This window comes from Niallia taxi, assembly GCF_004005475.1.
Lineage (GTDB): Bacteria > Bacillota > Bacilli > Bacillales > Cytobacillaceae > Niallia > Niallia taxi.
This window is the reverse complement of the sequence record NZ_RZTZ01000006.1, coordinates 35189-60655: the sequence shown is the minus strand read 5'-3', so window position 1 is coordinate 60655 and position 25467 is coordinate 35189. Positions and strand designations below refer to the sequence as shown.

The window sequence follows — 25467 nt, the reverse complement described above, 5'->3', positions numbered from 1 at the left end:
TTTACAATCTATCATCAAACATTAACTGAAATTGAATGCCGAATGGGTCTTCAATAACCCCATAAGCCTTACTAAAAATAATATTAGACAGGGGAAGAATGACTTTTACGCGATTATCAGACGTTAAGCTATTGTAAAAATGTTCTATTTCTGTTTGGTCAGCACTTTGAATACACAAAGAGATATTATTACCAACTGTATAGGCTTCGCTCGTATTCATTGTGTCTTCTGCAATCATAAGCTTCGTTTTTCCAATACTCAGGACAGAGTGAGCAATATAATCTTTATTGTCTTCTGTAATTTTCATTGACGTATCACGTTTTGCCATGTCCAGATACGTCACAAGCATTAACTCCTTTGCATTAAAATGTGTTTTATAAAACTCAATTGCTTCTTTAGCTTTTCCATTCATTGATAAGAAAATGGCTGCTTCAAGTGTTGTATTCATAACATCAATCTCCTTCACTATTCATTTGATATCCACTAACAAATCTCATTATAATGAATAAAGGGATCAACCTATGACACCTTTAAAGGAGCCAGCAATGAAAAAATCAGAAAGATTAAACGACATGATAAGGTTCATAAACAAGCGAGAATTCTTCAATTTACAGAATCTTATGGATGAATATGGTATCTCAAAAAGCACAGCTCTGCGTGACTTAAGTTCACTAGAAAAATTAGGAATGCCCATTTATGCAGAGCATGGAAGATATGGCAGGTATGGAATCCTAAAAAACAGATTATTATCGCCGATTACTTTTACAGTGGATGAAATATATGCTTTATATTTTGCGATGCTGACACTTGATTCCTATCAATCAACACCATTTCATATAAGTATCCAAAAGCTCAATGAGAAGTTTGAAAATTGTCTTCCACCAAAGCAAATAGAGAAAATCCACAAAATGAAAAAAGTTCTCCAACTTGAAGTGAACTTGCATCATTATATTAGTCGTTTTTTAGACAGGATTTTATTAAGTATTCTTGATGAAAGCAGTTGTAAAATTTTATATAAAAAAAGTGGTGTTGAAAGAAGTTATTTTATCCAATTCTTTAAGATTTCCGCTAAGTTTGGTCAATGGTATGCTACAGGTATTGAGCTTGATACAAATACATTTAGAGTGTTCCGCTGTGATCGAATCACATATATAGAAGAAATAACGACAAAATCGAATACTTCTTTAGATGATCTCCTGCTGCGCTCTAAGCAAATAAAACGTACAGAGAATAGCGTTAATTTCGAGGTGGAAATTGTTGAACATGCAATAGATATCTTTTATAAAGAGAATTATCCCTCCATGTCGATCGAAATTGGAGACAAAATAGTGATAAAAGGATTTTATAATCGAGGGGAAGAGGATTTTATTACGGATTATCTTTTGCGATATGGCAGCAATATCAAAGCAATTAAACCTGCATCATTAAAGCAACAAATACAGTCCAAATTAATAAAGCTACAGACACATCTTGAAAAAATGTCTTAAGGGATTCACATGAGAATATATTGTATGGTCAGGAGGAGAGCTTATGAAAAAGCAATTTGTAATCGGTATTATGCTGATAGTATTAAGTACACCGTTAGGCTATATGTCTCTCAATTTATTGTATGCTAATCAAAACTTGAGTGAAGGTGAATTTAAGCCGATGTTAAATGGATTTATATATTCCTATATGATAAGCGGGATATTAATATTTATCCTTGGTATTCTGAATAAAAGGAAGTACGAATAACCAGTAAGCCTGCCGCTTGGCAGCTTTTTTTATTTGGATAACAAGTAAATGGAAGGTAATCGCAGTTTAATGTTAAGAATAAATTTTTATGAATAAGTCTCGTTTATTCTTACCTTTTGAAAAGCTTAACCTGCAATTTTGTACAATGAAATGAAAAATAACGTGAAAGCCTACAGGAAAACGATTACATTTATTCGTCCACCTACATATCATATATTAGATAATCAAGTTATGTTAGGAGGATACTATATGTTATTTGAAATACTTCCTACTTGGATTTGGATATTATTTTATCTCTTTATCGTTTTAACAATGGGCAATCATTAATAAGGACGAGCTCTTATTGCTACATTAACCAGAAATCGAGGTCCGTATATTGGAAAATTTGTGTTTGTTATAAACCGAATGGGGGATTAGTCAGCATCTTTCATTCGGTCTGCTTAATCAGACGATAAAAAATAGTATTAATTTTCCATTTGAGCAGGAATTCAATAATTAAAATAGAATATTCTCCTTTAATGGATAAACGGGAGGGAATAGCATGCAGTTTGTTGGCTTCAATAGGACAATAAGGGTATTATTCTACTGTTTTCTTGTGGTGTTAATTTTGGGAATTATAAGTCTCTACATAGCGAGTTCTAAGACAGCTAACTACAAAGTGTATCGAGGTCAACTATTTAATCACCTTGAAAATTATAATCAACTTACGCACAAAGAATTTATGGAAATTGAGGCTTCCATAAAAGCGATAAATGAAGAGTTTCATTCATTTGAGAGTGTTGCTATTTATCTGAAAAATGATAACCGTGCAAATGGATATTATGACAGGAATATTAATGAAGCTGATTATGTGTTTCCAAGTGATTTAAAACGGAACAAATGGATGGATGATTTATTTATAGGTGCTGAAGGCTTTGAAGCAGGGAACTTTTTCATTGTACATCGTGATTTTGTTGATTGGTACTATGTGTTTCCTTTGGGTTTGTTTAGTATTGGTGGAATTTTATTTATACTTTGGATTATTTTACTAGCTAAGCATGTTTACAAGGGACGGATGTTGAAATCCAAGCACATGCTTGTTCGTTATGATTGAAAATAATTCATCAGCAAAAATAAAAAACAGAGATAAAAATCCCTGTTATGTATAACTCTGCTTTTCGTTTGTTAGCTTTAGAATTAGATACCGCACAATAAAACCCATACCAACACCAGGTATAACAAAGATCATTGGCATAAATACCGGTCCTAATGTGTGGCCAAAAAGTTTTATTTTACTAGAATAAATAAGTCCAATCGTTACAAATGCAGCGGCGGATAGGAAGGGAAGAAAGGACAACTCTTCACTAGCAGGCATTTCATATTGGTATGCATCCCACATAGCAAAAAAATACAAACAAGCATAAAATAATAGCCATTGATAATTAATAACTTCTTCCGCTTTTGTAAATTCTCCTAGGTAACTGTACATAATAGCAGTATTAAAATGACTGTAGACATTTATCAGTATTTCAGTTAAAACATATAAAGTTCCTTTATAATATTGACCAGTTAATAATTGACTAAATCCTGGCAGAGCAATACTCCACATTATTGCCTGGAATTTCCCTATTTTTTTCAATAACTCCACCGCCTTATAGGATTAGTTTGGTTAAATTCACCATTGTTATTCGATGAATTTAGTTTTGGCGGGTAAGAAAAATTTAATAATAATATTTATTTTATTAGTCTCCAGATATTTCCCAGACAATATCTGTTTTTATGGCCTCATAAACAGACGACCAATCAGCAATTTCTTCTAAATGGAATACTCCTTTACGTGTATTGTGCTCATATAAAAATTGGGCAGCCCATGTGGTCACAAAGGCAGTTATTTTTGCTTCTTCTTGTCCGGAAACATCTGTTTCCAAAACAATTTCCTTGCCATCTTTTATGCCTTTCCCTCTTACTTTCACATGGAACATAGGCTCACCGATGCTAATTCGTTTAAAAATTCCCGTTGTCAACTTATCTGGCAGAAACCGTATAAGTCCAAGCTTTTTCATGATAGAGAAGGAACTAGTCGCTAATCGTGAATCGAAGCAAAGAAAAGTGTTGACTGGATCTACGTTTATTGTTTTAGGCAATACATGCTGATCAGCAAAATTAAAGGGGTAAGCATTTCTCCAACCAAGCTTTTTGCCAAAATATGCTGTCTGCTTTCCGACAAAGCTCCTTTTTAGTACTCGCTGTCCATTTTCCCACTTGTGAAAGTCTGTTTTTGCCTGGTGGATCGTCCACTCTATTGCAGCATGTCCGTGTTTATCCCCTAATCCAAGCATCAAAAAGATATCGACACTTTCAGTTATATCCATTTTTTCAGAAACCGATTTTGCGAGTAAATTTGTCACTCCTGGATTAAGACCTACACTCAATAATGCTGCAGCATTTGATTGTACAACTAATTGATGCAGCTCCTCCAGTTTCTGCAAAAACGAATAAGAAGCAGATATATCGATGTAATCAATGCCAGATTCTAGACAGGAGGCTGCGAAGGTCACGCTTTCCTGTTCGAGACAAACGATGATGAGTTTTACGGTAGCTAATATATTTGCTGGTACCTTTTGATTAATATCAAGTACCATTGGCTTGATTTTTCCATTTGTGGAAGCTGAAAACCTCTCTGCTTTTTCTTGGCTTCTTCCAGCAGCATATACATCGCCTGGATAATAATCTGCTAATTGTCTGCAGATAAGTTTACCTACATGTCCATATCCGCCAACCACAATAATATCTTTTTTTGCCAAATAAACCACGCCTCTCTCTCTTGCCTTAACTTAATGTTGTGAATTTGTTTTTCTTTATCATTATTGCATGTTATAAAACTAGACCAATCACATATTTAGTGTATAAAAACATTGATAAAAGGAGTATCCCAGATTTATGGGGTTTATGATGTTTATTTAAAAGAGAGAGAATAGGACGTGGAGGAAAGGCTGTTGTATATTTACAGAAGTCTTTATTTCTTGCAATAATATACTATATGTTCTGTTATGGTCAGTGTAATATTTTATGAGAATATCAAGAATGGAGTGTATCTCATGAATATTGCGTCTTTTATACTATATTGCTTTATCGTAACATTTACACCAGGACCTACTAATATTGTTATATTATCAACAGTGCACAAAAAAGGAACAAAAAAAGCGCTGGAATACACATATGGTGCAACCATTGCATTTGGTTTTTTATTAAGTGTTTCTGCTGTATTGAACTCTATATTAGTAGCCTTTATCCCAAAAATTTTAATACTAATGCAGATTATTGGAAGTATATATATGCTTTTTCTCGCTTACCAGGTGTATAAAACAAATAAAGATAAACCAAAGTCAATGGAAAAACAAACAGGTACGTTTCTATCTGGTTTCCTCATGCAGTTTTTGAATACTAAAGTTTTGTTATTTACATTAACAGTCATTCCAACCTTTATTATGCCATACCATGTTTCCTTATCTAAGATTATTTTAAGTGTAATAACAATCACTGTAATTGGATTTTTAGCATTTATTACATGGGTGCTTTTTGGAGCATTATTTAAAAGCTTTTTACAGCAGCACGAAAAAATGGTGAATGTGCTGATGGCACTATTCTTAGTGTATTCGACTTTCATGATTTGGATGTAGAGAGTAGAGGGATATAATGGACAAATTTATCTATAAAAAATCAGTTGGCATAACGGCGTTAGCGGCAAGCATGACAGATTTTACGTATAAAAAGCATTCTCATATGGAGTATGCTATTGGTGTTACATTAAGAGGAATTCAACATTATACCTTAGATGGCAGCCTACAGCTTTCGCATAGGAATGGTGTTATGCTGTTTAATCCAGAGCAGGCTCATGATGGCATGGCACATGATAAGGAAGGCTTAGAATATGTGATGCTTTATATGGATCCCCAATTGCTTTTAGAGGTTATGGAAAAAAAGGACATCATCAGATTTTCAGATCCAATTGTTTATGATAATCTGCTTAAACAAAAAATAGTAAGCTTATCTGAGGCAATCTTGACAGAAAAGGATGATGACTTGTGCAGTGAGCTGTTCTTTTCACTAACTGAAAGTCTTATTAAGACAGATCTCTCGAAAGATTTTAAGAAAGATAATGCTCTTATCAAGAAAGCAAAGGAAATGCTCTATGAAAATCTTATGACTATTCCGAAGCTGGACGAAATCAGTTGTGAACTGCAATTATCTAAATTCCAATTTATTCGTTTCTTTAAAGCTCATACTGGAATTTCGCCATATCAATACTTTCTTAATTGTAAAATAGTGCGGGCAAAGCAGCTGATAGAAAGGAACAAAGACATTTATGCAGCAGTAGCAGAATGTGGATTTGTTGATTTGGCCCATCTAAATAAACATTTTAAAAGTGTGTTTGGGATAACAGCATTTGAATATTCATCATATATCAATCAATAAATAATTGTAGCTATTTTAAAAGACAACGACTTTTGTGGCTCGTTGTCTATTTTTATGCTTATTATTCTGTTAACCGTCAGCAAACACTAGGCTCGCTTGAGCTTTTATCGCTTCCATTACAACTTGTATAGAGCGGTTAGATGCCTGAGGCTTGCGGGCGACAAGATATATATGCCGTGTTGATTCTGGCTGTAAATCAAGAAGATGAACACCTTCTGCTTGTTCTGTTACTGCCAGCTTCGGCAGAATTCCAATCGCAAGATTATTTGCAACAGCTGTTTGTATGGCTGAATAGCTTTGAAAGACATTTAAAACATGGGGCTGGAATCCAGCGTTACTGCATAGATTTTGCGTGTATTCAGAAAGGTAAGTAGCATCAGGCTCCATTACCCAAGTTTCCTCTGAGAGTTCAGTGATGCATACAGCAGATTGCTGTACTAGTGGATTTTCTTCCCCAACTAAAACCATCAGACGATCACTTCCAAGTTCAACGAGACTGCGATCATTTTGCTTTAGTATCTGAGGCTTTTCAAAGTAGGCGACAACTGCTAAGTCAAATTGATGGGAATCAAGTGCTGGAAGACTCTTATCAGGCTCTAATTCTGTTAATCTAATTTGAAGACGCGGGAATTGCTTCACTAATTGTGATACTACAGGGATTACGATAGAACGTAAGGCACTTGAGAAGGAGGCAATACGGACAGTTCCCTGAATAATGTCAGAAGTGTCATTAAGTGCGATTTCAATTTGTTCAAGCTGATTAAGCACTGGTCTGACTTGTTTGGCTAGAGTACGACCTGCATGTGTTAATTGAACTCTCCTGCCAACCTTTTCAAAAAGTCTAGTATTGGTTTCCTTTTCCAAGATGCTAAGCTGCTGAGAAACTGTCGCTGTACTAATGTACATCACTTCTCCAACCCTGTGCATCGTTCCTAAGGTTTCAAATTGAACTAGTAATTGTAATCGCCAAGTGTTGAGCATATGAATTCTCCTTTTAAGAATTACTAAACAAATTGTTAAGGAAAACTTGATTGTTTAATGTTTATTATTAACTAATAATAAACATTAAGCTTATAAAGAGCAATTTAATTAAAGGAGAGAGGTAAAAGCTGATGGATCCATACGAAAAAAGAAGCAATCCATGGGGAGACGTTGAAAGACATGTTGGAAGATATGGTGCACCTTTCTTTATTCCGGAGATTATTGACCATGCTAAAGGAAGCTATGTTTATACGGAGGAGGGAAGACGGATTTTAGATTTTACTTCAGGACAGATGTCATCGACGATTGGTCATTCTCATCCTGAAGTTGTGGCAACCTTACAGGAATCTGCTGGCCGCCTTGACCATCTGTTCAGTGGTATGCTATCAAGACCAAGCATCAACCTTTGCACACATATTGCTGAGACAGTAACAGATCCTTTAACGAAGGTAATCCCGTTGTCAACTGGTTCGGAAGTAAATGAAGCGGCATTAAGAATGGCAAAGCAGGTAACAGGAAAGTTTGAGGTTGTCTCCTTTAACAGGTCTTGGCATGGTTTAACTGAAGCAAGTGCAGGGGCAACATATGCTTCAGCTCGTAAAAGCGGATTGCCTGGTACACCTGGACAATTGGCCATTCCAACTCCATATGAGTATCGCCCGGATTTTGTAGACAGAGATGGGAAGCTTGACTGGCAGAAGCAGCTGGACTACGGTTTTGCGATGGTCGATGCTCAATCTGTCGGCAGCTTGGCAGCATGTATTGTAGAACCTATTGTATCCGGGGGCGGCATTCTTGTTCCTCCGTCTGGATATTTAGCTGCGTTAAAGAAAAAATGTCGTGAAAGAGATATGCTGCTAATCTTTGATGAAGCCCAAACAAGCTTTGGACGTACAGGACAATGGTATGGATTTCAGCATGATGGTGTTACACCTGACATTTTGACATTATCAAAAACCCTCGGCGCAGGACTGCCGCTCGCAGCCCTTGTCACGACAGCAGAGATTGAACAAAAGGCTTATGACAAAGGGTTCGTATTTTACACTTCGCATGTTAATGATCCGCTTGTAGCTGCCGTTGGCTGTACGGTGATGGATGTGATTGCAAAAGAGAACCTTATAGTGGCAGCACGCGAAAAAGGGGATTATTTAGCAGCCGCACTTAAAAGACTTGTGGAAAAACACGAGGTTGTTGGTGATGCGAGAGGGCGTGGATTGCTGCAAGGTATTGAGATTGTTAAGGATAAAACAAGTAAAGAGCGCTCAGAAGCAATAGGCGATCGTATCACAGCAAGATGCCTTGAATTAGGCCTTCATATGAATATTGTCTGTTTGCCTGGTATGGGAGGTGTTTTCCGAATTGCACCTCCGCTAACAGTTAGTTATGAAGAGCTTGACGAAGGAATTTCCATGCTTGATCAAGCCATAACAGATGTCGAGAATACATTATGAAGCTAGTTAAAGTGGATACAAGGAAAATAATAAGAAAGAAATGGTCTGCCTTTTCAGAAGAAATTAAAATGGTGCGTGATTATGACCCATCTGTTACGTCAAATCTTCAAGTGATTCTCACTTATTCTGGATTACATGCAGTGTGGTTTTACCGGTTATCACATATATTGTGGATAAAGCAGCTTCACCTAGCCGCCCAGTTAATTTCTCAGCTTGCTCGTGTACTGACAGGTGTAGAGATTCATCCAGCTGCTACAATTGGAAAAAGACTGTTAATTGACCATGGCACAGGAGTAATTATCGGAGAAACGACCGTAATTGGTGATGATGTTGTTATTTACCAAGGAGTTACACTTGGGGGTGTTAATAATCAACCGGGAAGACGTCATCCAAAGATAGGCAATCATGTTTTTATAGGCGCAGGTGCGGCAGTTTTAGGGGCAATCACCGTCGAAGAAGGGGCAAAAATCGGCGCATTGACACTAGTCCTTAAGGATGTACCTGCGAAACATACTGCAGTTGGCAACCCTACAAGACTAATAGCACCGAAATAGACGAAGAAATGATTAAAGTTCATGCACAGCATATAATAAAAGTCGGCACAAATTGCGGAGAATCATGATGATAAACTCATTTACCTCTATTTGTTCGCTAAAAGAGACATGTTTGTCGTTAATTGACGAACGATATTATTTGTCCCTTTTTTCCCTTTCTAACATAATTAATGATAGAGAAAAGGGAAAATACTGCTTTGGTTAAGCAAAGCAGCTGGAAGTGAGGTGATAATCATGAAAAGGGTGATTCTTACTGAGATTAATCGGTTAAATAAAGTAATTGCTAATAAAAGACAGGACGCACTAATAATTATTAAGGACTTTCAGGTGCAATCTAAAAACACATTACTGAAGGATTCCTTATTTGAAGTAAAAAAGGAAATTCATGAGATTGCTGTCATCCAAAAAGAACTGTGGTTTATTTACAAGGAAATAGCACACAAAAGAAAGTACTCATGTTTATGAGTGCTTTTTTTGTTGTCGCCAAATAGTATTAGCTGCTTGTATATTTTTTTAAACAGGCGGATTGCTGCTTATAAATTCCTTCACCCATTTGCACCAATTTACATACATTTCTGCATAGCGGATGCCGTATTCTGACGTAATGATGGCACCTAAATTCTGCTTGGAGGTTTCCTTTGTGAAATGCTCTTTCCACTCTTTTGTCATACTTAAGATTCTTTCTTCTCGAGCAATTACCTCATCTAACAAAGTAATTATTTCGTCTATTGTTAAAATATCAAAAGCAGCTGCTTTAATAAGGAACTCATCTTTTATTTTGGCAGGCTTCACAGAATGGTTAAGAATCCAGTTAATTAATTCTTTTTTTCCTAGCTCTGTTATCGTGTAGATTTTCTTATTAGGCAGCGAGTTTTGAATAATAAGTTCGTGTTCAAGCAATTCTTCCTTTTCTAATTTATGCAGCTCCGTATAAATTTGACTATGCGTAGAATTCCAAAAGTAAACGACTTGCTCCTTGAAAATACTAACTACCTCATAGCCACTAACCGGTTTCTTGGAAATGATTCCTAATAAAGCATACCGTAAACTCACGTATACCACTCTTTTCAATTGTTTATATATTTTTGCATTATATCATACTAACTTGACTAATTTGAATAAAGCTTAGTAATATAATATTAACATATGTCATTTTAGACATATGTTAATTCTGATAAAGGGAGTATTTGAGAGATGTCTGGTCCATTGATTTGCCATAAACTGTTTAGTTATTGGACTAAAGGAAATATTAACTATAAATAAGAAAGGGAATTGCTCTGTGGCAAAGTTTAGTAAGTGGCTTCAGTGCAAGAAGGTATAAAGAAACAATGAAAAAAATAATTAATAAAAAGAGTATTTTAGCAGTCGTTATCGTTTTAGTACTTGCGATTGGGATATTTTTTGGATGGACACAGATGACGTATAAAGCAGCGGAAGATCCAGCTATTTCTATGGATAGTAACTATGTTAAAGAAGATGATTGGCTTATTTATGGAGATAAAAGCAGTACAACAGGAATTATTCTATACCCAGGAGCAAAGGTGGAGCCTGAAGCTTATGGTTATTTGGCACAGGAGTTGGCAAAGGATAATATGATAGTGGCAATTCCAAAGCTAACATTAAATTTAGCTATCTTTGATTACAAAAAAGCGGACGAAATGATAACAAAATATAAAGATGTAGATTGGTTAATCGGCGGGCATTCAATGGGTGGTGCTGCAGCAGCAATGTATGTTGATAAAAACATGGATAAAGTGAAGGGCTTGATCTTTTTAGGTTCCTATGCCGCTGACAATGAGTCTTTATTTAAATCTAGCCTGCCGGTTTTATCTATAAGCGGGTCAGAGGATGGTTTAAGCACACCTGAAAAAATAAAGGAAAAGAAGAATCTCCTGCCAAGTACAACAGAGTATTTTCAAATTAAAGGCGGAAATCATGCCCAATTTGGTGTGTATGGAGAGCAACCAGGTGATAATAAAGCCAATATTTCTGTAAAGGAACAGCAAGATATTATAGTTAAAACAATTGAGGACTGGGTGGAAGCAAATAAATTCGGGAATAAATAATGAAATTAAAACTATAAATAATTAGAGAGGGGGACTATAGTATGGACAGTTTATTATTTTTGCTGTATACGATTATTTATTTTGTTAGTCTTATAATTATTGTTATTAACATAAAAAAATCCCCTGTACTTAGTCTGCTTTTCCTATTACCGGTTGTAATTGGCCTTTTATACGATAATGCGGTCATTACACTGGGGAGGTTTTTAGGAGAAAGTAATCTCAACGAGCAATTGAACCTATTACGCTTTCTACTTCATGCCATTTTTACACCGTTTCTAACTTTTTACGCATGGGCTGTTGTTAAAAAGACAAATATTTCTTTAACGAGGAGTCTGGTCTTTCGTATAGCTCCATATGTAATAACTGCTATTTTAATAATAATAGAACTATATAATGAAGTAATCAGCCTGCAAATAGCACCTAAATGGGAATACGGTGTTTTGACATATAGCTCCGTAGGCAGTAGTGGACCTCCATTAATGGTGATTATTGTAGCGATAATTCTACTGATTGCATCTATCATTGTGCTTGTTAAGCAAAAATGGGTTTGGTTTTTTATTGGTTCGTTGGTTATGATTATTATGAATGCTGTTAAGATACCTGTTAACAGTGGGGCGCTTACGAATTTATCTGAAGTTATTCTAATTGCGTCGCTACTAGCTACTAGTTTGTTTCAGGCAAGAAAACACTATTAGATTATAACAAGACACCTCCAATAGAAATGGAGGTGTCTATTCCATTATTATTTAAATTTGTCAGGGAATTGTTTGACAACTCCAGCTGAAATAGCATCTGCCATGATAATTATATGTGTAACACCCTCGTCAATCGAAACAATTCTTTTATTCCAATCTTTTGCTAGGCTTGCAGTTAAATCATTTGTGACTAATTGGAGATGCATGGCTAATAATTTCTTTAGATTTTCCTTTTTAAGAAACGGATTGGCTTCACTGAGAAAAGCAGCAATATCATCTGCATTTCTGTACCATTCTTTGTTTAGCTGACTAACGGTGGTTTTATTGCCGCTTTTAGCAGCATCAACAATCTTACCTGCTATAACAATATGCTCCTTAAGCAGCTCTGTTAATTTACTTCCAGCTTTTTCGCCATACACTGGCTTTATAACATTTCCGATATCCTCCTGATTTTTCAGAAGTCTAGTAAGTACCTGTTTTTGATCTTCTGCTCCAGCATTAGTGGCACTTGTAATATAATTACTTGTCCACAAAACATGGTCTATCCAAAGCTTCCGGAAATTATTTTCAAAATCCACCTGTGATTGACTAACGCATTTTTCTTGTGGTTTAGCGTAAGTGTTAGTTCCAGTCACCATGCTTAATGAAAATAGTAAAATACAGCTCATGATCATTATTTTTTTCATCAAAAATCTCCTTAATAGTTAGTATATTGCTGTTATTATTTTCAATAATTTTGGGTTTTTTATTCATAATAAAAGGATTAATCGGGCTGCTTAGAAGGGAAGGACTTAAAAAAATTTTCGAGAATATATTAGAGAGAGAATGGATATATGAAGGAGCGAGTTAAGTTGAATAAAATAATGAAGCGTCTTCTGTTAATCATTACATCTTTAATAATTATAACAGCATTGAGTGTGTTATTTTTTTTCACGAGTACTCCAAGTTTTACTGGTGTAATTTTGGAAGTCAATAAATCGAGTATTTGGGTTGTGGAAGCTTCAGCACATAATATAAAAAATAAATCAGATGATGAGCTATATGAAAAATATAAGTATCAAGGAATCGTATTTCAACTGCCCTCGTATATTCCGGAGCGGATATTGAAAGAATTTTCGCAAGGACAAGAAGTGAAAATCTATTTTAGTGGACAAGTTAGGAATTCTGCGCCGGCTGGCGGTGATGCCTATTGGGTGATTACTTTTGATAAGTAGGAAAATATATTTGGTGCCACTAGCAAAAACATAGTTTTGTGCCATTAGCAGATATAATAATGCAAAAAAAGAAGTTTAGCGGACAGCCAAACTTCTCCATACATAATATCCTTCTATTTACCCACTGCCTTCTCTTTTTCCAAAATATCATTCACAATATCAGCAAGTGTTACGTTACTAAGTGCCTTCTCCATTGCGGATTGGGCAACCGAAAATATTGGCATTACGGTGTCTTGAATGTTCCTTCCTACAGGACAATCAGGGTTCGGATGGTCGTGGATACTAAATAATTCTTTCTCTTGAACTACATTAACTGCTTTGTACACATCGAACAAAGTAATCTCTGAAAGGTCTTTTGCCAGCTGTGCCCCGGCAATACCTGGACGAACATTAACTAAACCTGCACTTTTAAGCATCCCCATTATTTTTCTGATAACAGCAGCATTTGTATTTACACTGCTTGCTAAATACTCAGATGTGTTAACGCCTGATTTATTTATTTCAATAAGAGTCAATATATGAATACCAACTGCAAAACGACTGCTTATAGACATGTTTAGCACCTTCTTTAGAAATTTATTTAGACAATGTAATTGTTATGGTTACAAGTATAGTATACCTTAATTCCTAAAAAAAGTCCGAGAGTTTTCACTCACCTGTTGACAAAATGGTTACATGTAATTTATATTATTACTTGTAACCGAGATTATTACAAGTTAACTTCAATTACAATTAGAATAAAGGAGACAATATGAAATGAATCATTTAGTTGTTTATGCACATCCAAATCCAGAGAGCTTCAATCATGCCATTTTGGAAACAGTAGTAGAGTCTTTACAAGGTAAAGGACATGAGGTCACTGTAAGAGACTTATATGCAATAGGATTAGATCCAGTTTTGAGGTTTGACGGCAAAGGGGAAGCTTCACAAGAGGTTATCACTGAACAGGAATTGATTAGTAAAGCAGATGCTATAACATTCATCTATCCAATTTGGTGGACAGGTATGCCTGCGATCTTAAAAGGATATATAGACAGAGTTTACTCTTATGGATTTGCTTATCAATACAATGCAGAAGGCGGCATTGATAAGCTTCTGTCAGGAAAAAAAGGACTTATCATTAATACACATGGAACGCCAAAGGAAATTTACGACTCAATCGGTATGACCGAAGCATTAATAAAAACAGCTACTACTGGAGTATTTGAATTTTGTGGGATTGAAAGTGTCGGCCATTTAACATTTGGTAGTGTGCCTTCAGTAGATGATACAGCTAGAAAAGAAATGTTAGAGGAAATTAGAAAAAAAGTGAATTCTTTGTTTGAATAAGTAATTACCCTTATTGTAATCGTTGCAATTACAAGTAGTTTAATAAGTATAACTTAGGAGGAAATGAACATGAAAATTGGAATAATTGGTGCTACTGGGAAAGCAGGAAGTTTACTAGTAAATGAAGCGATTGAGCGCGGACATGAGGTAACAGCAATCGTCAGAGATGCTGCAAAAGTTCAAAATGCACAAATTAATGTAGTCGAAAAAAATGTTTTTAATCTTACATCAGCAGATCTTGCGAAGGTGGATGTCATTGTAAATGCATTTAATTCTGCACCTGGGCAAGAAGAGCAGCATATTGAAGTTGGTAAAGTCCTTATTGAAGCATTAAAAGGTGCAGCTAACACAAGATTAGTTGTAGTTGGAGGAGCAGGAAGCCTATTCGTGGATGAAGCCAAAACAACACGAGTATTTGAAACACCTGATTTTCCGAAAGAATATTACCCAACTGCTTCAAACATGGGTAAAAACCTGGAAGAACTGCAAAATACGAATGGAATTCAATGGACATATATTAGTCCTGGAGGCTTCTTTAATCCAGCGGGGAAACGTACTGGAGCATACCAAAAAGGCGGAGACGTATTAACGCTTAACTCAAAAGGGGATAGCTATATTAGCTATGCTGATTACGCAATCGCTGTCCTAGATGAAATCGAAAATCCACAATTCATCAACAAACGTTTTTCTGTTGTTGGAGAAGCAGAATAAGGAAGAGGAATTAACAATTGTATGACCAGAAAACCGACCTTTGTAGAAAAGGTCGGTTTTTAATGGAGGGAGGATAGGATATGGATAAACAATATCTAAATCGAATTACCTATACAAAGGACTTAATTAATAAGGCAGATTATATTGTCATTGGAGCTGGAGCTGGGCTGTCTGCGTCAGCTGGTATTCAGTATGGAGGGCAGAGATTTACCGATAATTTCGCTCCTTTCATTGAAAAATATGGATTAACGGATATGTATACCTCAGGCTTTTATTCCTTTCCAGCAGAGGAAGAGAGATGGGCATATTGGGCAAAGCATATTAGTTTAAACCGTTATGAAGTCGGACCGACTAAGCTTTATGAAAACTTGCTTCAATTAGTGAAAAAAGCTAATTACTTTGTCATTACGACAAATGTTGATAGTCAGTTTGAGCTAGCAGACTTTCCACCGGAAAATATCTTTGAGGTTCAAGGGAATTATGGTAATCTGCAATGTGCAAAAGGTTGTCATCACTCTTTATATGATAACAAGCTATTAGTGAATGAAATGATCGCTAATAGGGAGAATTGCAGGATTCCTTCAAACCTTGTCCCACAATGTCCAGAGTGTGGAGGGAAAATGGATCCACATTTAAGAATTAATCCATACTTTGTCCAAAATGAAGCGTGGAATAAATCCAATGATGCATATGACTGCTTTATTGACGAGTCTAAAGGAAAAAACCTCCTTTTGCTGGAGTTTGGTGTTGGCTTTAATACACCAGGAATTATCCGCTATCCATTTGAACAAATGACCTATCAAAATGAGCATACTAAATTAATTCGTTTTAACATGGAGCATCCGAATGGTCCTAAGGAAAATAGGGAAAAGACGATTGCCTTTACGGAGGATATACTCTCGGTTCTATTAGAGCTTAATAAGTAAAAGGAGGGATATGGTATGACCCAAATATCTTTACAGGATTATTCGGAGTTGATTTATCTGCAAGAGCCAATCAACCCAAAAAGCCTGCTGCAAGCTATAAGGAAGAACTGGTTGAAAGCATAATGAGCAAGCTATTACAGGAACCTGATGCACCTAAGGATATTATTATGCCAAAGGATTTTCCAGGTAAAAGAAATTTGGTGAAAGCTTTGTTAAATATAAGGGAACCGAAGCTGACAGATCCAATTTTATCGGAAGAGATAGACTGTCTTTTACAATCAGAATTAATAGAGAAACAAATTGTCGACGTGGAAAAACTTGAAACTATTGCAAGCATCTTTCCTAAAAATCCTTATATACAGTCTGAAAAGCTTGTTTTATGGCAAGGGGATATTACACGATTAAATGCAGATGCAATTGTAAACGCTGCGAACAGTCAAATGCTAGGGTGTTTTCAGCCATTGCATGCGTGTATTGATAATGCGATCCATTCGGCTGCCGGTCCCCAATTAAGAGATGATTGTGAAAAGATAATGTCAATACAAGGTGAACTTGAGGAAACAGGTACTGCCAAAATTACGAGGGCTTATAATCTACCCGCCCATTTTGTATTGCATACAGTTGGACCTATCGTGCCACAAGGAACAGGATTAACAAGTAAGCAACGGGACGAATTAGCAGCTTGTTATACTTCTTGTCTTGATTTAGCTAGTCAACTGGAGCATATAAACAGTATTGCATTTTGTGCCATATCAACAGGTGTGTTTGGTTTCCCAAAAACAGAAGCAGCATATATTGCTGTAAATACAGTTAATCAATGGTTAGCAGAGAACCCGAATTCTTTTGAAAAGATTATCTTTAATGTATTCAGCACGGAAGATTACAATGAGTATTCTAGAGTGTTTTCAGTATGAATATAAAAAAATGGAGAACTCCTCTCTAGTAGAAAAGTTCTCCATTTTAAGCTATGCCTGGTTTCCTTCAGCAGACTTTTTATTGCCTTTATAAATGAAATACAGCGAAATAATCATAAAAACTAATGCTAATACGCGTTTCACATCTAATTCAATGACTAAACTATTGAACCAGCCAAAATGGTCAATAATGACACCAATAACAAGCTGACCAGCTATACCAGCAATATTAGTTGCAATAACTCCAATCTTAGGTACTGCCATAACAGTTAACAGTAAATACATTGTTCCAAGGAATGCAGCACTCAATTGCCATTTAGGAGCTTCTAAAAGGGCAAGAATATTTCCTTTACCAAAAAATACAATGAAAACAGTAAGAAACATGGTGCCAGTTAAAAAGGTTAATAATGTTGTTTCAATTGTTCCTGCTTTGCGGCTAAATGTCCCATTTATAGAGGACTGTGCGCTTAATGTAATACCACCAATTAATGTGAATAAAATCATAAATAGACCCATAAAACGGTCCTCCTTAGTTTATTAGTATAAGTGCGATAATCATGGAAAGTACGGCGAAAATTTTCTCTTTATTAATTTTTGTTTTTTTACTGCCAAGCCAGCCAAAATGCTCAATTATCATGCTCATTATAAGTTGGCCGATAATGACAGCAACCATTGATATACCAACACCAACAAATGGAACACTAACAACAATTGCAGTTAAGTATACAACACCAAGAAGTCCCCCAAGTAAGGTCCATTTCGGTGCTTCAACCGCATATGACAGCTTTCCTTTTCCGAAAAAAAGCCATAATAGTCCCATTATGATAGAGCCCATAAAAAAGTTATAAAAACTTGTTTCTAATTGTCCGATTGTTTTGCCAAGCTCTGCATAAATTGCTCCTTCAAAGCTAAGAGCTGCACCAGCTAATAAAGCAAGCACGTAAAAAATATAGCGCATAGAAATAACTCCTTTTTTAAATAATTATATATCTAGAAAAACAGATATAAAACTCGTAAAAAAAACAGAAATCAACAGAAAACTAGATTTCCGTTTTAAAATATTTAGCTATCTGTTGAATAAACTCTTCATTACGGCGATAGTAAGTCCATTGACCATGACGAACCGATTCAAGCAGTCCAGCTTTTTGCATCATGTTCAAGTAGCTAGAAACGGTAGATTGAGAAACTTTTGCTTTTTCCTGAATATCCCCAACACAAACTCCACCCTTGTAGCTTACCTCCTTAGGAAGGTGAGCGCCTTGTTTAGGAAAATGCTTCTCTGGTTCCTTTAACCACTCCAATATCTTTAATCTTGTATCATTCGAGAGCGCCTTGAATACATTTATAGGTTCCATGAGAACAATTGTATATCTAGAATTCTCGATTTGTCAAGCGTAGAAAGTGGACTATAGAAAATGTAGATTGTCTTAAAAGGGAAAGTTGTAGCAGGGATTTTACTGATTTTAACAGAATTAATTAAGGTTAAATGAGGAGGTGGTATGTTTTTGGAAAAAGCAATTTTCGAAAATGAAATGATTAATACAAAAAATAAACCATATTCAGCTTGTTGGATGGTGTTTGGACGTAAAGGCAATTGTAACATCATTATCGGAAAAACCGTTGAAGTAAAAAAATATTGGGAAAGCTTTGATATAAGCTTTTTTTTTCAGTGGTTTATTTTCGATACCAAGGAACAGATGAATGTAGCTATAGAAGAGATGATATGTGAGCCAACGCCTTATATCACCTGGATGATTTATGACGTGGAAGACTGTATTCCTAATACATATCCTGACGAAAAAAGGGGCGAAAATCGCGGAAATACGAGAGATGAAATGTTTCTTTTTAAAAAATTGGACGATGAAGATGAAGATTAATTGAGCTATTAATGCTTAAGAGCTGACAACATCTTACAGAAAAGAAGCGAGGTTGTTTACGTTGATTACAAAAATGAAGGAAGCCATTGAGAATGAGATATATGAAAGTGATATTTATGTACTGCTAACTAGTTATGAGTTGGCTGGGAATACTATTACTTTAACTTTTTCTATCTTTATCGAATTATCACAAGATGAAGAAGAAATCATTCAGAAATGGCAGGTTACTTGCGGTGGTGTGCAAGAGTATAATTTGAGATATTCGGATTTTGATACAGTAGATCTTTTAGATAATCACTGCTTGTTATGGGATTATAACAAGCAGACTGCGAATCTTTTTTTTCGAGGCGAAACGACTAATATAAAAGGGATAATAGCCGATTTATTCATAAGGCATCAGCATTTAACTGAAGGATTAATACCGTTCGTTCAGTATATTAATACATATAAAGAAGACCATGCTTTTGGTGATTTAGAATGGCTGTTAAGTGCAAAGCAAGGCCTGTTTGCCGAAGGACCGACTGAATTAATGCAGGTTTATGAAGAAGTATTAAACATATATGGATTAAAAACTTCTTTATTACCTAGTGATGTGACTCCACCTTGCAGCGAGTGTAAAATATTGCTGTTTGGAGGGTCTTATATTATTGCGAGAGATTTTAATGAAGTGAAGCTTGATTATAAATAAAGAACTCAAGGCAGCAAGCTAACCTTGAGCTCTTATTCATAATAAGAATTATTTCAAACCAAAAGTATTACACGATAATTGAATAAATGATTGCAGGGCAAGTGACATAAATTTATCTTTATGCCAAACCATTTGTGTATGAACAGGTGCGGCGATTTCCTTGCAAACTAATTCTTTTAATACTCCTTTTTCGATTTCCGCTTTAACGACCATTTCCGGCAGTACGGCAATTCCTAAATCTAACATTATGCACTGTTTAATTGCTTCCACACTAACAAACTCAAATTTATTTGGTGCACAAATTCCCGATTGACGAAATAGATCCTCGAGTATTACTCGATAGGAGCATCCTGCTTCCGTTAATAAAAGCGTCTCATTTTCAAAATCCTTTAATTGAATTTTCCCTTTATCTGCTAAATGGTGCTCAGGAGACGCCACAATTTTCAGCTTTTCCTCGATAAGTCCCTGTGCTTTCAAATAGGAGTCTTGATGCTGAATCGGGTCCATTGTATATGCGATATCCAGCGATCCATCAAGCAGCTGTGCTCTTGTCTGCTCTTGAGAGTAAATTGGTTTAAAGATAACTTTAACCTTTGGGAATTGCTCCTTAAACTCTTTCAGAATGGAAGGCAGCCTGTAGGTACACTGGCTTTCAGATGCTCCGATTGTAAGTGTTCCCGCCGGTTCATCCACCCCGCTTACAGCATTTTTAGCTTCCTTCGTCAGTTGAATCATTTTATCTGCGTAGATTTTAAATTCTTTTCCTTGTTCTGTTAGAACTAACCGCTTGCCTAAGCGCTCAAACAGAGGGGTTTCTAGCTCATTTTCAAGTGCTTTTATTTGCGCCGTAACACTTGACTGAGCAAAATTTAAAATCTTCGCTGTATAGGTAAAATTTAAATGTTCAGCAGCGGTTTTAAATGTGATTAGCTGTTTGATTTCTATTTTATCTCACCTCTATTAATCGTTTAAATCGATTGATTACATCGGAATGTTCATCTGTAATGATTGATGTCTATATTATAGAATAGGAAAAAATAAACAACAACCATAAATTCTTAAATAGTGAGAGGAGACGAGGAAATGAGTAACAGCAAATCAAACAATCCAGGACAGAAGGAGGTAAAGGACAAAGATTTTAAGTACTATTGGGATGAAATTATTCGAGCATTAATCACGATGAAATAACCGTTTTAAAACATCAAATTTTCATTCTACTTTAATGCAAATCTTTATGCGTCATTGTATCCTTTTCATACAAGAAAGAGAATTCATTAAAAAAGTATAATTCTACAACATGTTTAATGAACGAAGTATGAACGAAATGAGGACAAATTTACATGCATAGATGGAAATTTGATAGTGGTACAAAGAAAAAACTGCGAGGCTTAGGAAGACGCTTTCGTCATTTCTCTAAATATCTTAATGAAGATACGGAAGCAATTCCAAATCCTGAAAAAGATCCTTATAGGAACTACTGGTATTCGCATTTGTCTCTTAGTAAAACATATATCGACTCTGCAAACACGCCTAATTCAGTGCGCAGGTTCTGTATGCAAGCAACGATAGACCGAGTCGAGTATTTAATTAGTTTGAAGACAGAAAAGGAAAAGGATTATCGGATCTTAACATCCATTTGTTTGCCAGACTATTTTGATTCAACCATGATTGTGTTTTTTGACGACGAATCCTTTAATAGGTTTTTTATTAGAGAGTCTGAATATCTGCGCTGGATTCCATTGCCATCAGATCGTGATATCGCCAAAGAATGGCATTTACGTGTACCAAAAGGGTTGGTTTTAAGAGGATATAAACAAATAATAAATGATGTGGAAGAAGGTGACTTACGCGTGGGGGAAATATGGTTTGTTGGTGAAATAGGCTAAAGGCGTAGACAATCCTTTTTGGAAATTAACAGAAAGAGGCTGGGACAAAACAAAAGATAACCTTTCTAAACACGAATAATAAAATTATATCAATATTTGAAATGAAGCTTGTGACTAAATAGAATATGGAGTTAAAATTAGTTCGTTTCATTGTGCTACACCCACTCGCTTTCCGCGGGGTCTCATCCTTTCCTCTATTTCCCGCAGGAGTCGAGTGGCCTCCGCTCCATTCCACTAAGATTTCTAATTATTGTAGTATTAAAACTAAAAAACAAAAAACCGAACTATCTAATTAATATTCGAATGGATAGTTCGGTTTTTATGCTGATTTATATACTTATGTCCCAGCCTCTTTTTTATTCCTTATTCATCCTTCTGATTTCCAAAAAGCGCCTCTGGAATCATCGTAAACCCTTCAATAACGGTATCTTCCTCGACTTCAATCATAAGGTAGCGTTTGCCGCTGAACTCTACTTGTTTTACGTATCGTAAGTCTGGAGGACTTATGGCGATATTGGCAATTTTCGTACTGATTTTAATAGATTTTGAGGTGAACTTAGGTAATATATTGCTTGCTTTAAGCTCATATTTGTCGTCATCAATAATCTTCTTAAAGGCAAATTCGACCTTTTCTGTACTTATATCTTCAACCCCGCTCATTTTTAACACCTGTTCCACGTCTTTTGAATCTAACTTAGGCGGTTCTTCTTCTTCGTTTTCCGTTATCATTCGGTTAATTTCTTCATACACGTTCGAAAGGGTGCCGGTATTTAATTGATCGCCTGTAACATCCTTAATAATTTCTTCGAACACAATCTTATCATCCTGTGCTGTCATGATTTCTTCGCCGTTTAACACATCCTCAATGAAGGCATAGTCTGGCTCGTGTACCTTGCCAGATGCATAAAGAATGTGATTAACATCTGCTGCATTGTCTGTGAAACAAGGGAATAGAAAGCCTCCCATTGGTGCTTGCAGATTAATGATTGGATCTAGCACAATATTGTATTTAAACTCTCTATCAACATAGTCAAACAATAGCTCTTTTTTAGGATCCTGAGTATTATTAATACTGCTCAGAATAAAGGCGTGGGAGAAAACAGTATCACGTTCATGCTCGTCTGATTCACCGCTACTGCGTTTCATCGGTTTTATATATTCGCCACGAATAAAGGTGACGACAATATCTTTTTCGTATTGTCTAATAGCGAGCATTTTTTCTACCATCTTAAGCATTTGCTCTTTCCAGTCTTCCACCTCATTGCTGAGCAAGCCTTGATGGAGTATAAGCTGGCTGCTGTTTTCTGCATCTCTCTTAAATTTTAGTTCAAAGAGCTTCTCATCCATTTGACCTGCCAGCATTTTTTTAAAGCTGCTCAAAAACAGCTCTTGCTGATCTTGATCTAGCATTGCGAATGGGGTGCTTTGCGAATGAAAGATTTCGCTTGATTCCTTCATAATATACACATTAAAAATATCAGATATTTTCAACTTATCATTGTTTATCTTAAATTGCTTGCGAATGTTTCCTACGTCTTTCTTGTTCATGATTTTATACACTCCTAAGCTTTCACGATTGAGGTTACTTGCCACTTATTATTTTAGTCATTCATTTATATTACCATATTTAATTAATAGAATATAAGGGAGGAAAAAGGTCGTATTATAGAGAATATTTTAAAAGAAATTGTAGATTTAAGTAGTTTTACATATTCTTAACAATAGGTTAATACATTAAATCTACAATGGAGAAGTATTGTTGACAAATTATGCGATTATTCGTTTCTTTTCGATTCATGTCAACAACAAACACAAAGGAGGAAATGATAGAATGAGGGGAAGGAAACAAGCGGCTTTTTTAGCAAGTATTTTTTCAACATTAGCATTATCGGTATCTATTATACTACCAACTAGTACAAAAGCGGAATCTGCGGAAAATTATTCCTTAACGATTATGCATATGAATGATACACACGCACATGCTGACCTTTTGCCAAACATGGTAACAGCGATTAAAGAGGTTCGCGCACAAGATCCAAATGCACTATTATTTAATGCAGGAGATGTTTTTTCAGGAACGCTTTATTTCAATCAATTTATAGGACAAGCAGATTTAGCTCTATTAAATATGATGAATATTGATGCAATGGTTTTTGGGAATCATGAGTTTGACTTAGGTTCAGGAGAAAATGGACAAAAGTCTTTATCTGAATTTGCAGCTAAGGCAAACTTTCCATTCTTAAGTGCTAACGTAGATTTCTCTGGTGACGCTTATATGGCTAGTAAACAAAATAATACATACACAGAAACTCCAGAAGATGGAATTGTCTATAATGGTATGGTTAAAGAAGTAAATGGCGAAAAGGTCGGGATCTTCGGATTAACGACAGAAGATACTGCTAATATTTCTAGTCCTGTTAATGTGAAGTTCCAAAACTATATTGAAAAAGCAAATGAAGCTGTTGCTGCATTTGAAGATATGGGAATTAATAAAATTATTGCTGTAACACATATCGGTTATGACAGTAATCCAGAAACAGGTAACGATTTGCTGTTAGCTAAATATGTTGATGGAATTGATGTTATTGTTGGCGGACATTCTCATACACAATTAACTGCACCTGTCGTTGTGGATCAAGATGAAAACGGTGCTGCAAAAGATAAAACAGTCATTGTCCAAGCATATCAGTATTCTCAAAATTTGGGGGAATTGAAAGTAGACTTTGACGAAAATGGTATTGTCGTTGGTCAAACTGGCCAATTAATCGATGTTGCTTCAAAAGCGGCAGATTCTGAAGCTGCTGCAGTATTAGCACCATACAAATCTGAGATTGATAGCTTAACAAATCAAGAAACAGGTGCAACTGCTAAAAAAGCATTAACAAACCCACGTTTAACTGATAGTGCTGTAAGTGTGCGTTCTAACGAAACAGAACTAGGAAATCTTGTAACAGATGCAATGCTTGCAAAAGCAAAGGAAAGAAATGAAAATGTTGTTATTGCCATGCAAAACGGCGGTGGAATCCGTGCTGCAATCGACGAAGGTCCGATTACAACAGGCGAAGTTATCGCTGTATTGCCATTTGGTAATGACCCAGCGGTGGTTCAACTGACTGGTGATGAAATTAAACAAATTCTAGAATATAGTGTTCGTTTAGCACCAGCTGAAAGCGGCGGATTCTTGCATGTTGCTGGTATGAAATTTACTTACGACAGCACAAAAGAGGCTGGTTCTCGTGTATTGACAATGCAAGTAAAAGTAAATGGTCAGTATGAGGATATTAAAGCAGGTCAAACTTACTTAGTAACAACAAACAACTTCACCGCAAAAGGTGGAGACGGTTATGAGGTATTTGCGAAAGCATACCAAGAAGGCCGTGTTCAAGATATCGGTGCAATTGACTGGGAGCAGCTTCGTGACTATATGGTCCAAGACTTAAATGGTGATGTCAATCCCCAAATTGAAGGACGCATCATTGATACACTAGGTAAAGAACAAGAGCCAGAAACTCCTGGACAAGAACCAGAAACACCTGGAGAAGAGCCGGAAACACCTGGTGAAGAACCAGAAACTCCTATTGAAGAACCAGAAACACCAGTTACGGATGATGAAAATAACCAAGATAATGATAATGGAACAGAAACACCTGTAACTGATGACAACACATCAGATGATTCAGATGATAATGCAGGAGCTGTAGATGACAACAAAGATAACGGGTCATCTGATACAGACAAAAATACTCAAAATCAAGGATCTAACACAGACAAACCAGGTACATCAAATAATGCAGGAAATACATTACCGAATACAGCTACAAATATGTACACAATGATATTGGTTGGCGGACTATTACTTGTCTCTGGGATAGTTGTAATGATTTATCGAAAAGTAAAACACGCTTAATAAAGGAATAGACCTGAGCAGATAGATTCTGCTCAGGTCTATTTTTTTTATAAAAAGGTTTTGTTTGATAAATTAGATA

General features: G+C 35.9%; 31 protein-coding genes. 19 read left to right on the top strand and 12 right to left on the bottom strand.

Going from position 1 to position 25467, the window contains the following annotated elements; genetic code table 11:
- Nucleotide 1: 1 nt before the first annotated feature.
- The gene (locus EM808_RS15900) at nt 2–448 is read right to left on the bottom strand and encodes a VOC family protein (RefSeq protein ID WP_127739201.1); all 447 of its coding nucleotides are present in this window, start codon (nt 446–448) and stop codon (nt 2–4) included.
- A gap of 97 nt (nt 449–545) precedes the next feature.
- Here EM808_RS15900 and EM808_RS15895 point away from each other — a divergent pair, with 97 nt between their 5' ends.
- The 3 genes from EM808_RS15895 (at nt 546) to EM808_RS15885 (ending at nt 2827) form a co-directional block, all read left to right on the top strand.
- The gene (locus EM808_RS15895; RefSeq protein ID WP_127739200.1) at nt 546–1487 is read left to right on the top strand and encodes a helix-turn-helix transcriptional regulator; all 942 of its coding nucleotides are present in this window, start codon (nt 546–548) and stop codon (nt 1485–1487) included.
- A gap of 43 nt (nt 1488–1530) precedes the next feature.
- Entirely contained in the window at nt 1531–1734 is a 204-nt protein-coding gene (locus EM808_RS15890) for a glycosyl transferase (protein ID WP_127739199.1), read from the top strand.
- Nucleotides 1735–2275: 541 nt separating this feature from the next.
- Nucleotides 2276–2827, top strand: coding sequence for a hypothetical protein (locus EM808_RS15885; protein WP_127739198.1), 552 nt, complete (start codon nt 2276–2278; stop codon nt 2825–2827).
- Nucleotides 2828–2872: 45 nt separating this feature from the next.
- Here EM808_RS15885 and EM808_RS15880 read toward each other — a convergent pair whose 3' ends face one another.
- Nucleotides 2873–3352 carry a hypothetical protein gene (locus EM808_RS15880; RefSeq protein WP_127739197.1) on the bottom strand — a complete coding sequence of 160 codons (480 nt, stop codon included), beginning with the start codon at nt 3350–3352 and terminating at the stop codon, nt 2873–2875.
- A 103-nt stretch (nt 3353–3455) separates the two neighbouring features.
- Nucleotides 3456–4517, bottom strand: coding sequence for a saccharopine dehydrogenase family protein (locus EM808_RS15875; protein ID WP_164849684.1), 1062 nt, complete (start codon nt 4515–4517; stop codon nt 3456–3458).
- A gap of 294 nt (nt 4518–4811) precedes the next feature.
- Here EM808_RS15875 and EM808_RS15870 point away from each other — a divergent pair, with 294 nt between their 5' ends.
- Together EM808_RS15870 and EM808_RS15865 are read left to right on the top strand one after the other, a co-directional pair.
- Complete coding sequence (locus tag EM808_RS15870) at nt 4812–5393, top strand: LysE family translocator (protein WP_127739195.1); 582 nt, start codon at nt 4812–4814, stop codon at nt 5391–5393.
- Nucleotides 5394–5409: 16 nt separating this feature from the next.
- Complete coding sequence (locus EM808_RS15865) at nt 5410–6189, top strand: AraC family transcriptional regulator (protein WP_127739194.1); 780 nt, start codon at nt 5410–5412, stop codon at nt 6187–6189.
- 69 nt (nt 6190–6258) lie between these two features.
- Here EM808_RS15865 and EM808_RS15860 read toward each other — a convergent pair whose 3' ends face one another.
- Nucleotides 6259–7170 (bottom strand): LysR family transcriptional regulator, encoded by a 912-nt coding sequence (locus tag EM808_RS15860; protein WP_127739193.1) that lies wholly within the window; start codon nt 7168–7170, stop codon nt 6259–6261.
- Nucleotides 7171–7301: 131 nt separating this feature from the next.
- On the opposite strand from EM808_RS15860, the gene EM808_RS15855 reads away from it, so the two are divergent.
- The 3 genes from EM808_RS15855 (at nt 7302) to EM808_RS15845 (ending at nt 9640) form a co-directional block, all read left to right on the top strand.
- A complete protein-coding gene (locus EM808_RS15855; protein ID WP_127739192.1) occupies nt 7302–8621 on the top strand; it encodes an aspartate aminotransferase family protein in 1320 nt (439 codons plus the stop codon).
- Nucleotides 8618–9175, top strand: coding sequence for a serine O-acetyltransferase (cysE, locus tag EM808_RS15850; RefSeq protein ID WP_205685863.1), 558 nt, complete (start codon nt 8618–8620; stop codon nt 9173–9175). Before EM808_RS15855 ends, cysE begins: the two co-directional genes overlap by 4 nt.
- 234 nt (nt 9176–9409) lie before the next feature.
- Nucleotides 9410–9640 (top strand): hypothetical protein, encoded by a 231-nt coding sequence (locus EM808_RS15845; protein ID WP_127739191.1) that lies wholly within the window; start codon nt 9410–9412, stop codon nt 9638–9640.
- Nucleotides 9641–9688: 48 nt separating this feature from the next.
- Here the strand turns inward: EM808_RS15845 and EM808_RS15840 are convergent, their stop codons facing one another.
- Nucleotides 9689–10228 (bottom strand): PadR family transcriptional regulator, encoded by a 540-nt coding sequence (locus tag EM808_RS15840; protein ID WP_127739190.1) that lies wholly within the window; start codon nt 10226–10228, stop codon nt 9689–9691.
- A gap of 275 nt (nt 10229–10503) precedes the next feature.
- On the opposite strand from EM808_RS15840, the gene EM808_RS15835 reads away from it, so the two are divergent.
- Together EM808_RS15835 and EM808_RS15830 are read left to right on the top strand one after the other, a co-directional pair.
- The gene (locus EM808_RS15835; protein ID WP_127739189.1) at nt 10504–11241 is read left to right on the top strand and encodes an alpha/beta family hydrolase; all 738 of its coding nucleotides are present in this window, start codon (nt 10504–10506) and stop codon (nt 11239–11241) included.
- Nucleotides 11242–11282: 41 nt separating this feature from the next.
- On the top strand, nt 11283–11936 hold the full coding sequence (locus tag EM808_RS15830; protein ID WP_127739188.1) for a hypothetical protein: 654 nt from the start codon (nt 11283–11285) through the stop codon (nt 11934–11936).
- A 47-nt stretch (nt 11937–11983) separates the two neighbouring features.
- On the opposite strand, the gene EM808_RS15825 is transcribed toward EM808_RS15830, so the two are convergent.
- Nucleotides 11984–12622: a glycosyltransferase gene (locus EM808_RS15825; protein ID WP_127739187.1), complete on the bottom strand. Its 639-nt coding sequence runs from the start codon at nt 12620–12622 to the stop codon at nt 11984–11986.
- Nucleotides 12623–12787: 165 nt separating this feature from the next.
- Here EM808_RS15825 and EM808_RS15820 point away from each other — a divergent pair, with 165 nt between their 5' ends.
- The gene (locus tag EM808_RS15820; RefSeq protein WP_164849683.1) at nt 12788–13150 is read left to right on the top strand and encodes a DUF3221 domain-containing protein; all 363 of its coding nucleotides are present in this window, start codon (nt 12788–12790) and stop codon (nt 13148–13150) included.
- A gap of 113 nt (nt 13151–13263) precedes the next feature.
- Here the strand turns inward: EM808_RS15820 and EM808_RS15815 are convergent, their stop codons facing one another.
- Nucleotides 13264–13704: an Rrf2 family transcriptional regulator gene (locus tag EM808_RS15815; RefSeq protein WP_127739185.1), complete on the bottom strand. Its 441-nt coding sequence runs from the start codon at nt 13702–13704 to the stop codon at nt 13264–13266.
- Between the two features lie 202 nt (nt 13705–13906).
- Between EM808_RS15815 and EM808_RS15810 the strand changes: the two genes are divergently transcribed.
- From EM808_RS15810 to EM808_RS15795, 4 genes are all read left to right on the top strand, one after another.
- Entirely contained in the window at nt 13907–14479 is a 573-nt protein-coding gene (locus tag EM808_RS15810) for an NAD(P)H-dependent oxidoreductase (RefSeq protein WP_127739184.1), read from the top strand.
- A 69-nt stretch (nt 14480–14548) separates the two neighbouring features.
- On the top strand, nt 14549–15190 hold the full coding sequence (locus EM808_RS15805) for an NAD(P)-dependent oxidoreductase (RefSeq protein WP_127739183.1): 642 nt from the start codon (nt 14549–14551) through the stop codon (nt 15188–15190).
- Between the two features lie 80 nt (nt 15191–15270).
- Nucleotides 15271–16116 carry an SIR2 family NAD-dependent protein deacylase gene (locus EM808_RS15800; protein ID WP_127739182.1) on the top strand — a complete coding sequence of 282 codons (846 nt, stop codon included), beginning with the start codon at nt 15271–15273 and terminating at the stop codon, nt 16114–16116.
- Between the two features lie 122 nt (nt 16117–16238).
- Nucleotides 16239–17030, top strand: a complete 792-nt coding sequence (locus EM808_RS15795; RefSeq protein ID WP_127739181.1) for a protein-ADP-ribose hydrolase — start codon at nt 16239–16241, stop codon at nt 17028–17030.
- 51 nt (nt 17031–17081) lie between these two features.
- On the opposite strand, the gene EM808_RS15790 is transcribed toward EM808_RS15795, so the two are convergent.
- From EM808_RS15790 to EM808_RS15780, 3 genes are all read right to left on the bottom strand, one after another.
- The gene (locus EM808_RS15790; protein ID WP_127739180.1) at nt 17082–17546 is read right to left on the bottom strand and encodes a DMT family transporter; all 465 of its coding nucleotides are present in this window, start codon (nt 17544–17546) and stop codon (nt 17082–17084) included.
- A 13-nt stretch (nt 17547–17559) separates the two neighbouring features.
- Nucleotides 17560–17988, bottom strand: a complete 429-nt coding sequence (locus tag EM808_RS15785) for a DMT family transporter (protein ID WP_127739179.1) — start codon at nt 17986–17988, stop codon at nt 17560–17562.
- A gap of 82 nt (nt 17989–18070) precedes the next feature.
- Nucleotides 18071–18385: an ArsR/SmtB family transcription factor gene (locus EM808_RS15780; RefSeq protein WP_127739178.1), complete on the bottom strand. Its 315-nt coding sequence runs from the start codon at nt 18383–18385 to the stop codon at nt 18071–18073.
- A gap of 150 nt (nt 18386–18535) precedes the next feature.
- On the opposite strand from EM808_RS15780, the gene EM808_RS15775 reads away from it, so the two are divergent.
- Together EM808_RS15775 and EM808_RS15770 are read left to right on the top strand one after the other, a co-directional pair.
- Complete coding sequence (locus tag EM808_RS15775) at nt 18536–18907, top strand: hypothetical protein (protein WP_127739177.1); 372 nt, start codon at nt 18536–18538, stop codon at nt 18905–18907.
- Between the two features lie 61 nt (nt 18908–18968).
- The gene (locus EM808_RS15770; RefSeq protein WP_127739176.1) at nt 18969–19595 is read left to right on the top strand and encodes a hypothetical protein; all 627 of its coding nucleotides are present in this window, start codon (nt 18969–18971) and stop codon (nt 19593–19595) included.
- A gap of 48 nt (nt 19596–19643) precedes the next feature.
- Here the strand turns inward: EM808_RS15770 and EM808_RS15765 are convergent, their stop codons facing one another.
- Complete coding sequence (locus tag EM808_RS15765) at nt 19644–20540, bottom strand: LysR family transcriptional regulator (RefSeq protein WP_127739175.1); 897 nt, start codon at nt 20538–20540, stop codon at nt 19644–19646.
- A 395-nt stretch (nt 20541–20935) separates the two neighbouring features.
- On the opposite strand from EM808_RS15765, the gene EM808_RS15760 reads away from it, so the two are divergent.
- Nucleotides 20936–21481, top strand: a complete 546-nt coding sequence (locus EM808_RS15760) for a DUF3916 domain-containing protein (protein WP_127739174.1) — start codon at nt 20936–20938, stop codon at nt 21479–21481.
- A 363-nt stretch (nt 21482–21844) separates the two neighbouring features.
- On the opposite strand, the gene EM808_RS15755 is transcribed toward EM808_RS15760, so the two are convergent.
- Nucleotides 21845–23029, bottom strand: coding sequence for a DUF4317 domain-containing protein (locus EM808_RS15755; protein WP_127739173.1), 1185 nt, complete (start codon nt 23027–23029; stop codon nt 21845–21847).
- 283 nt (nt 23030–23312) lie between these two features.
- Between EM808_RS15755 and EM808_RS15750 the strand changes: the two genes are divergently transcribed.
- Nucleotides 23313–25388 carry a 5'-nucleotidase C-terminal domain-containing protein gene (locus EM808_RS15750; protein ID WP_127739172.1) on the top strand — a complete coding sequence of 692 codons (2076 nt, stop codon included), beginning with the start codon at nt 23313–23315 and terminating at the stop codon, nt 25386–25388.
- Nucleotides 25389–25467 lie beyond the last annotated feature (79 nt).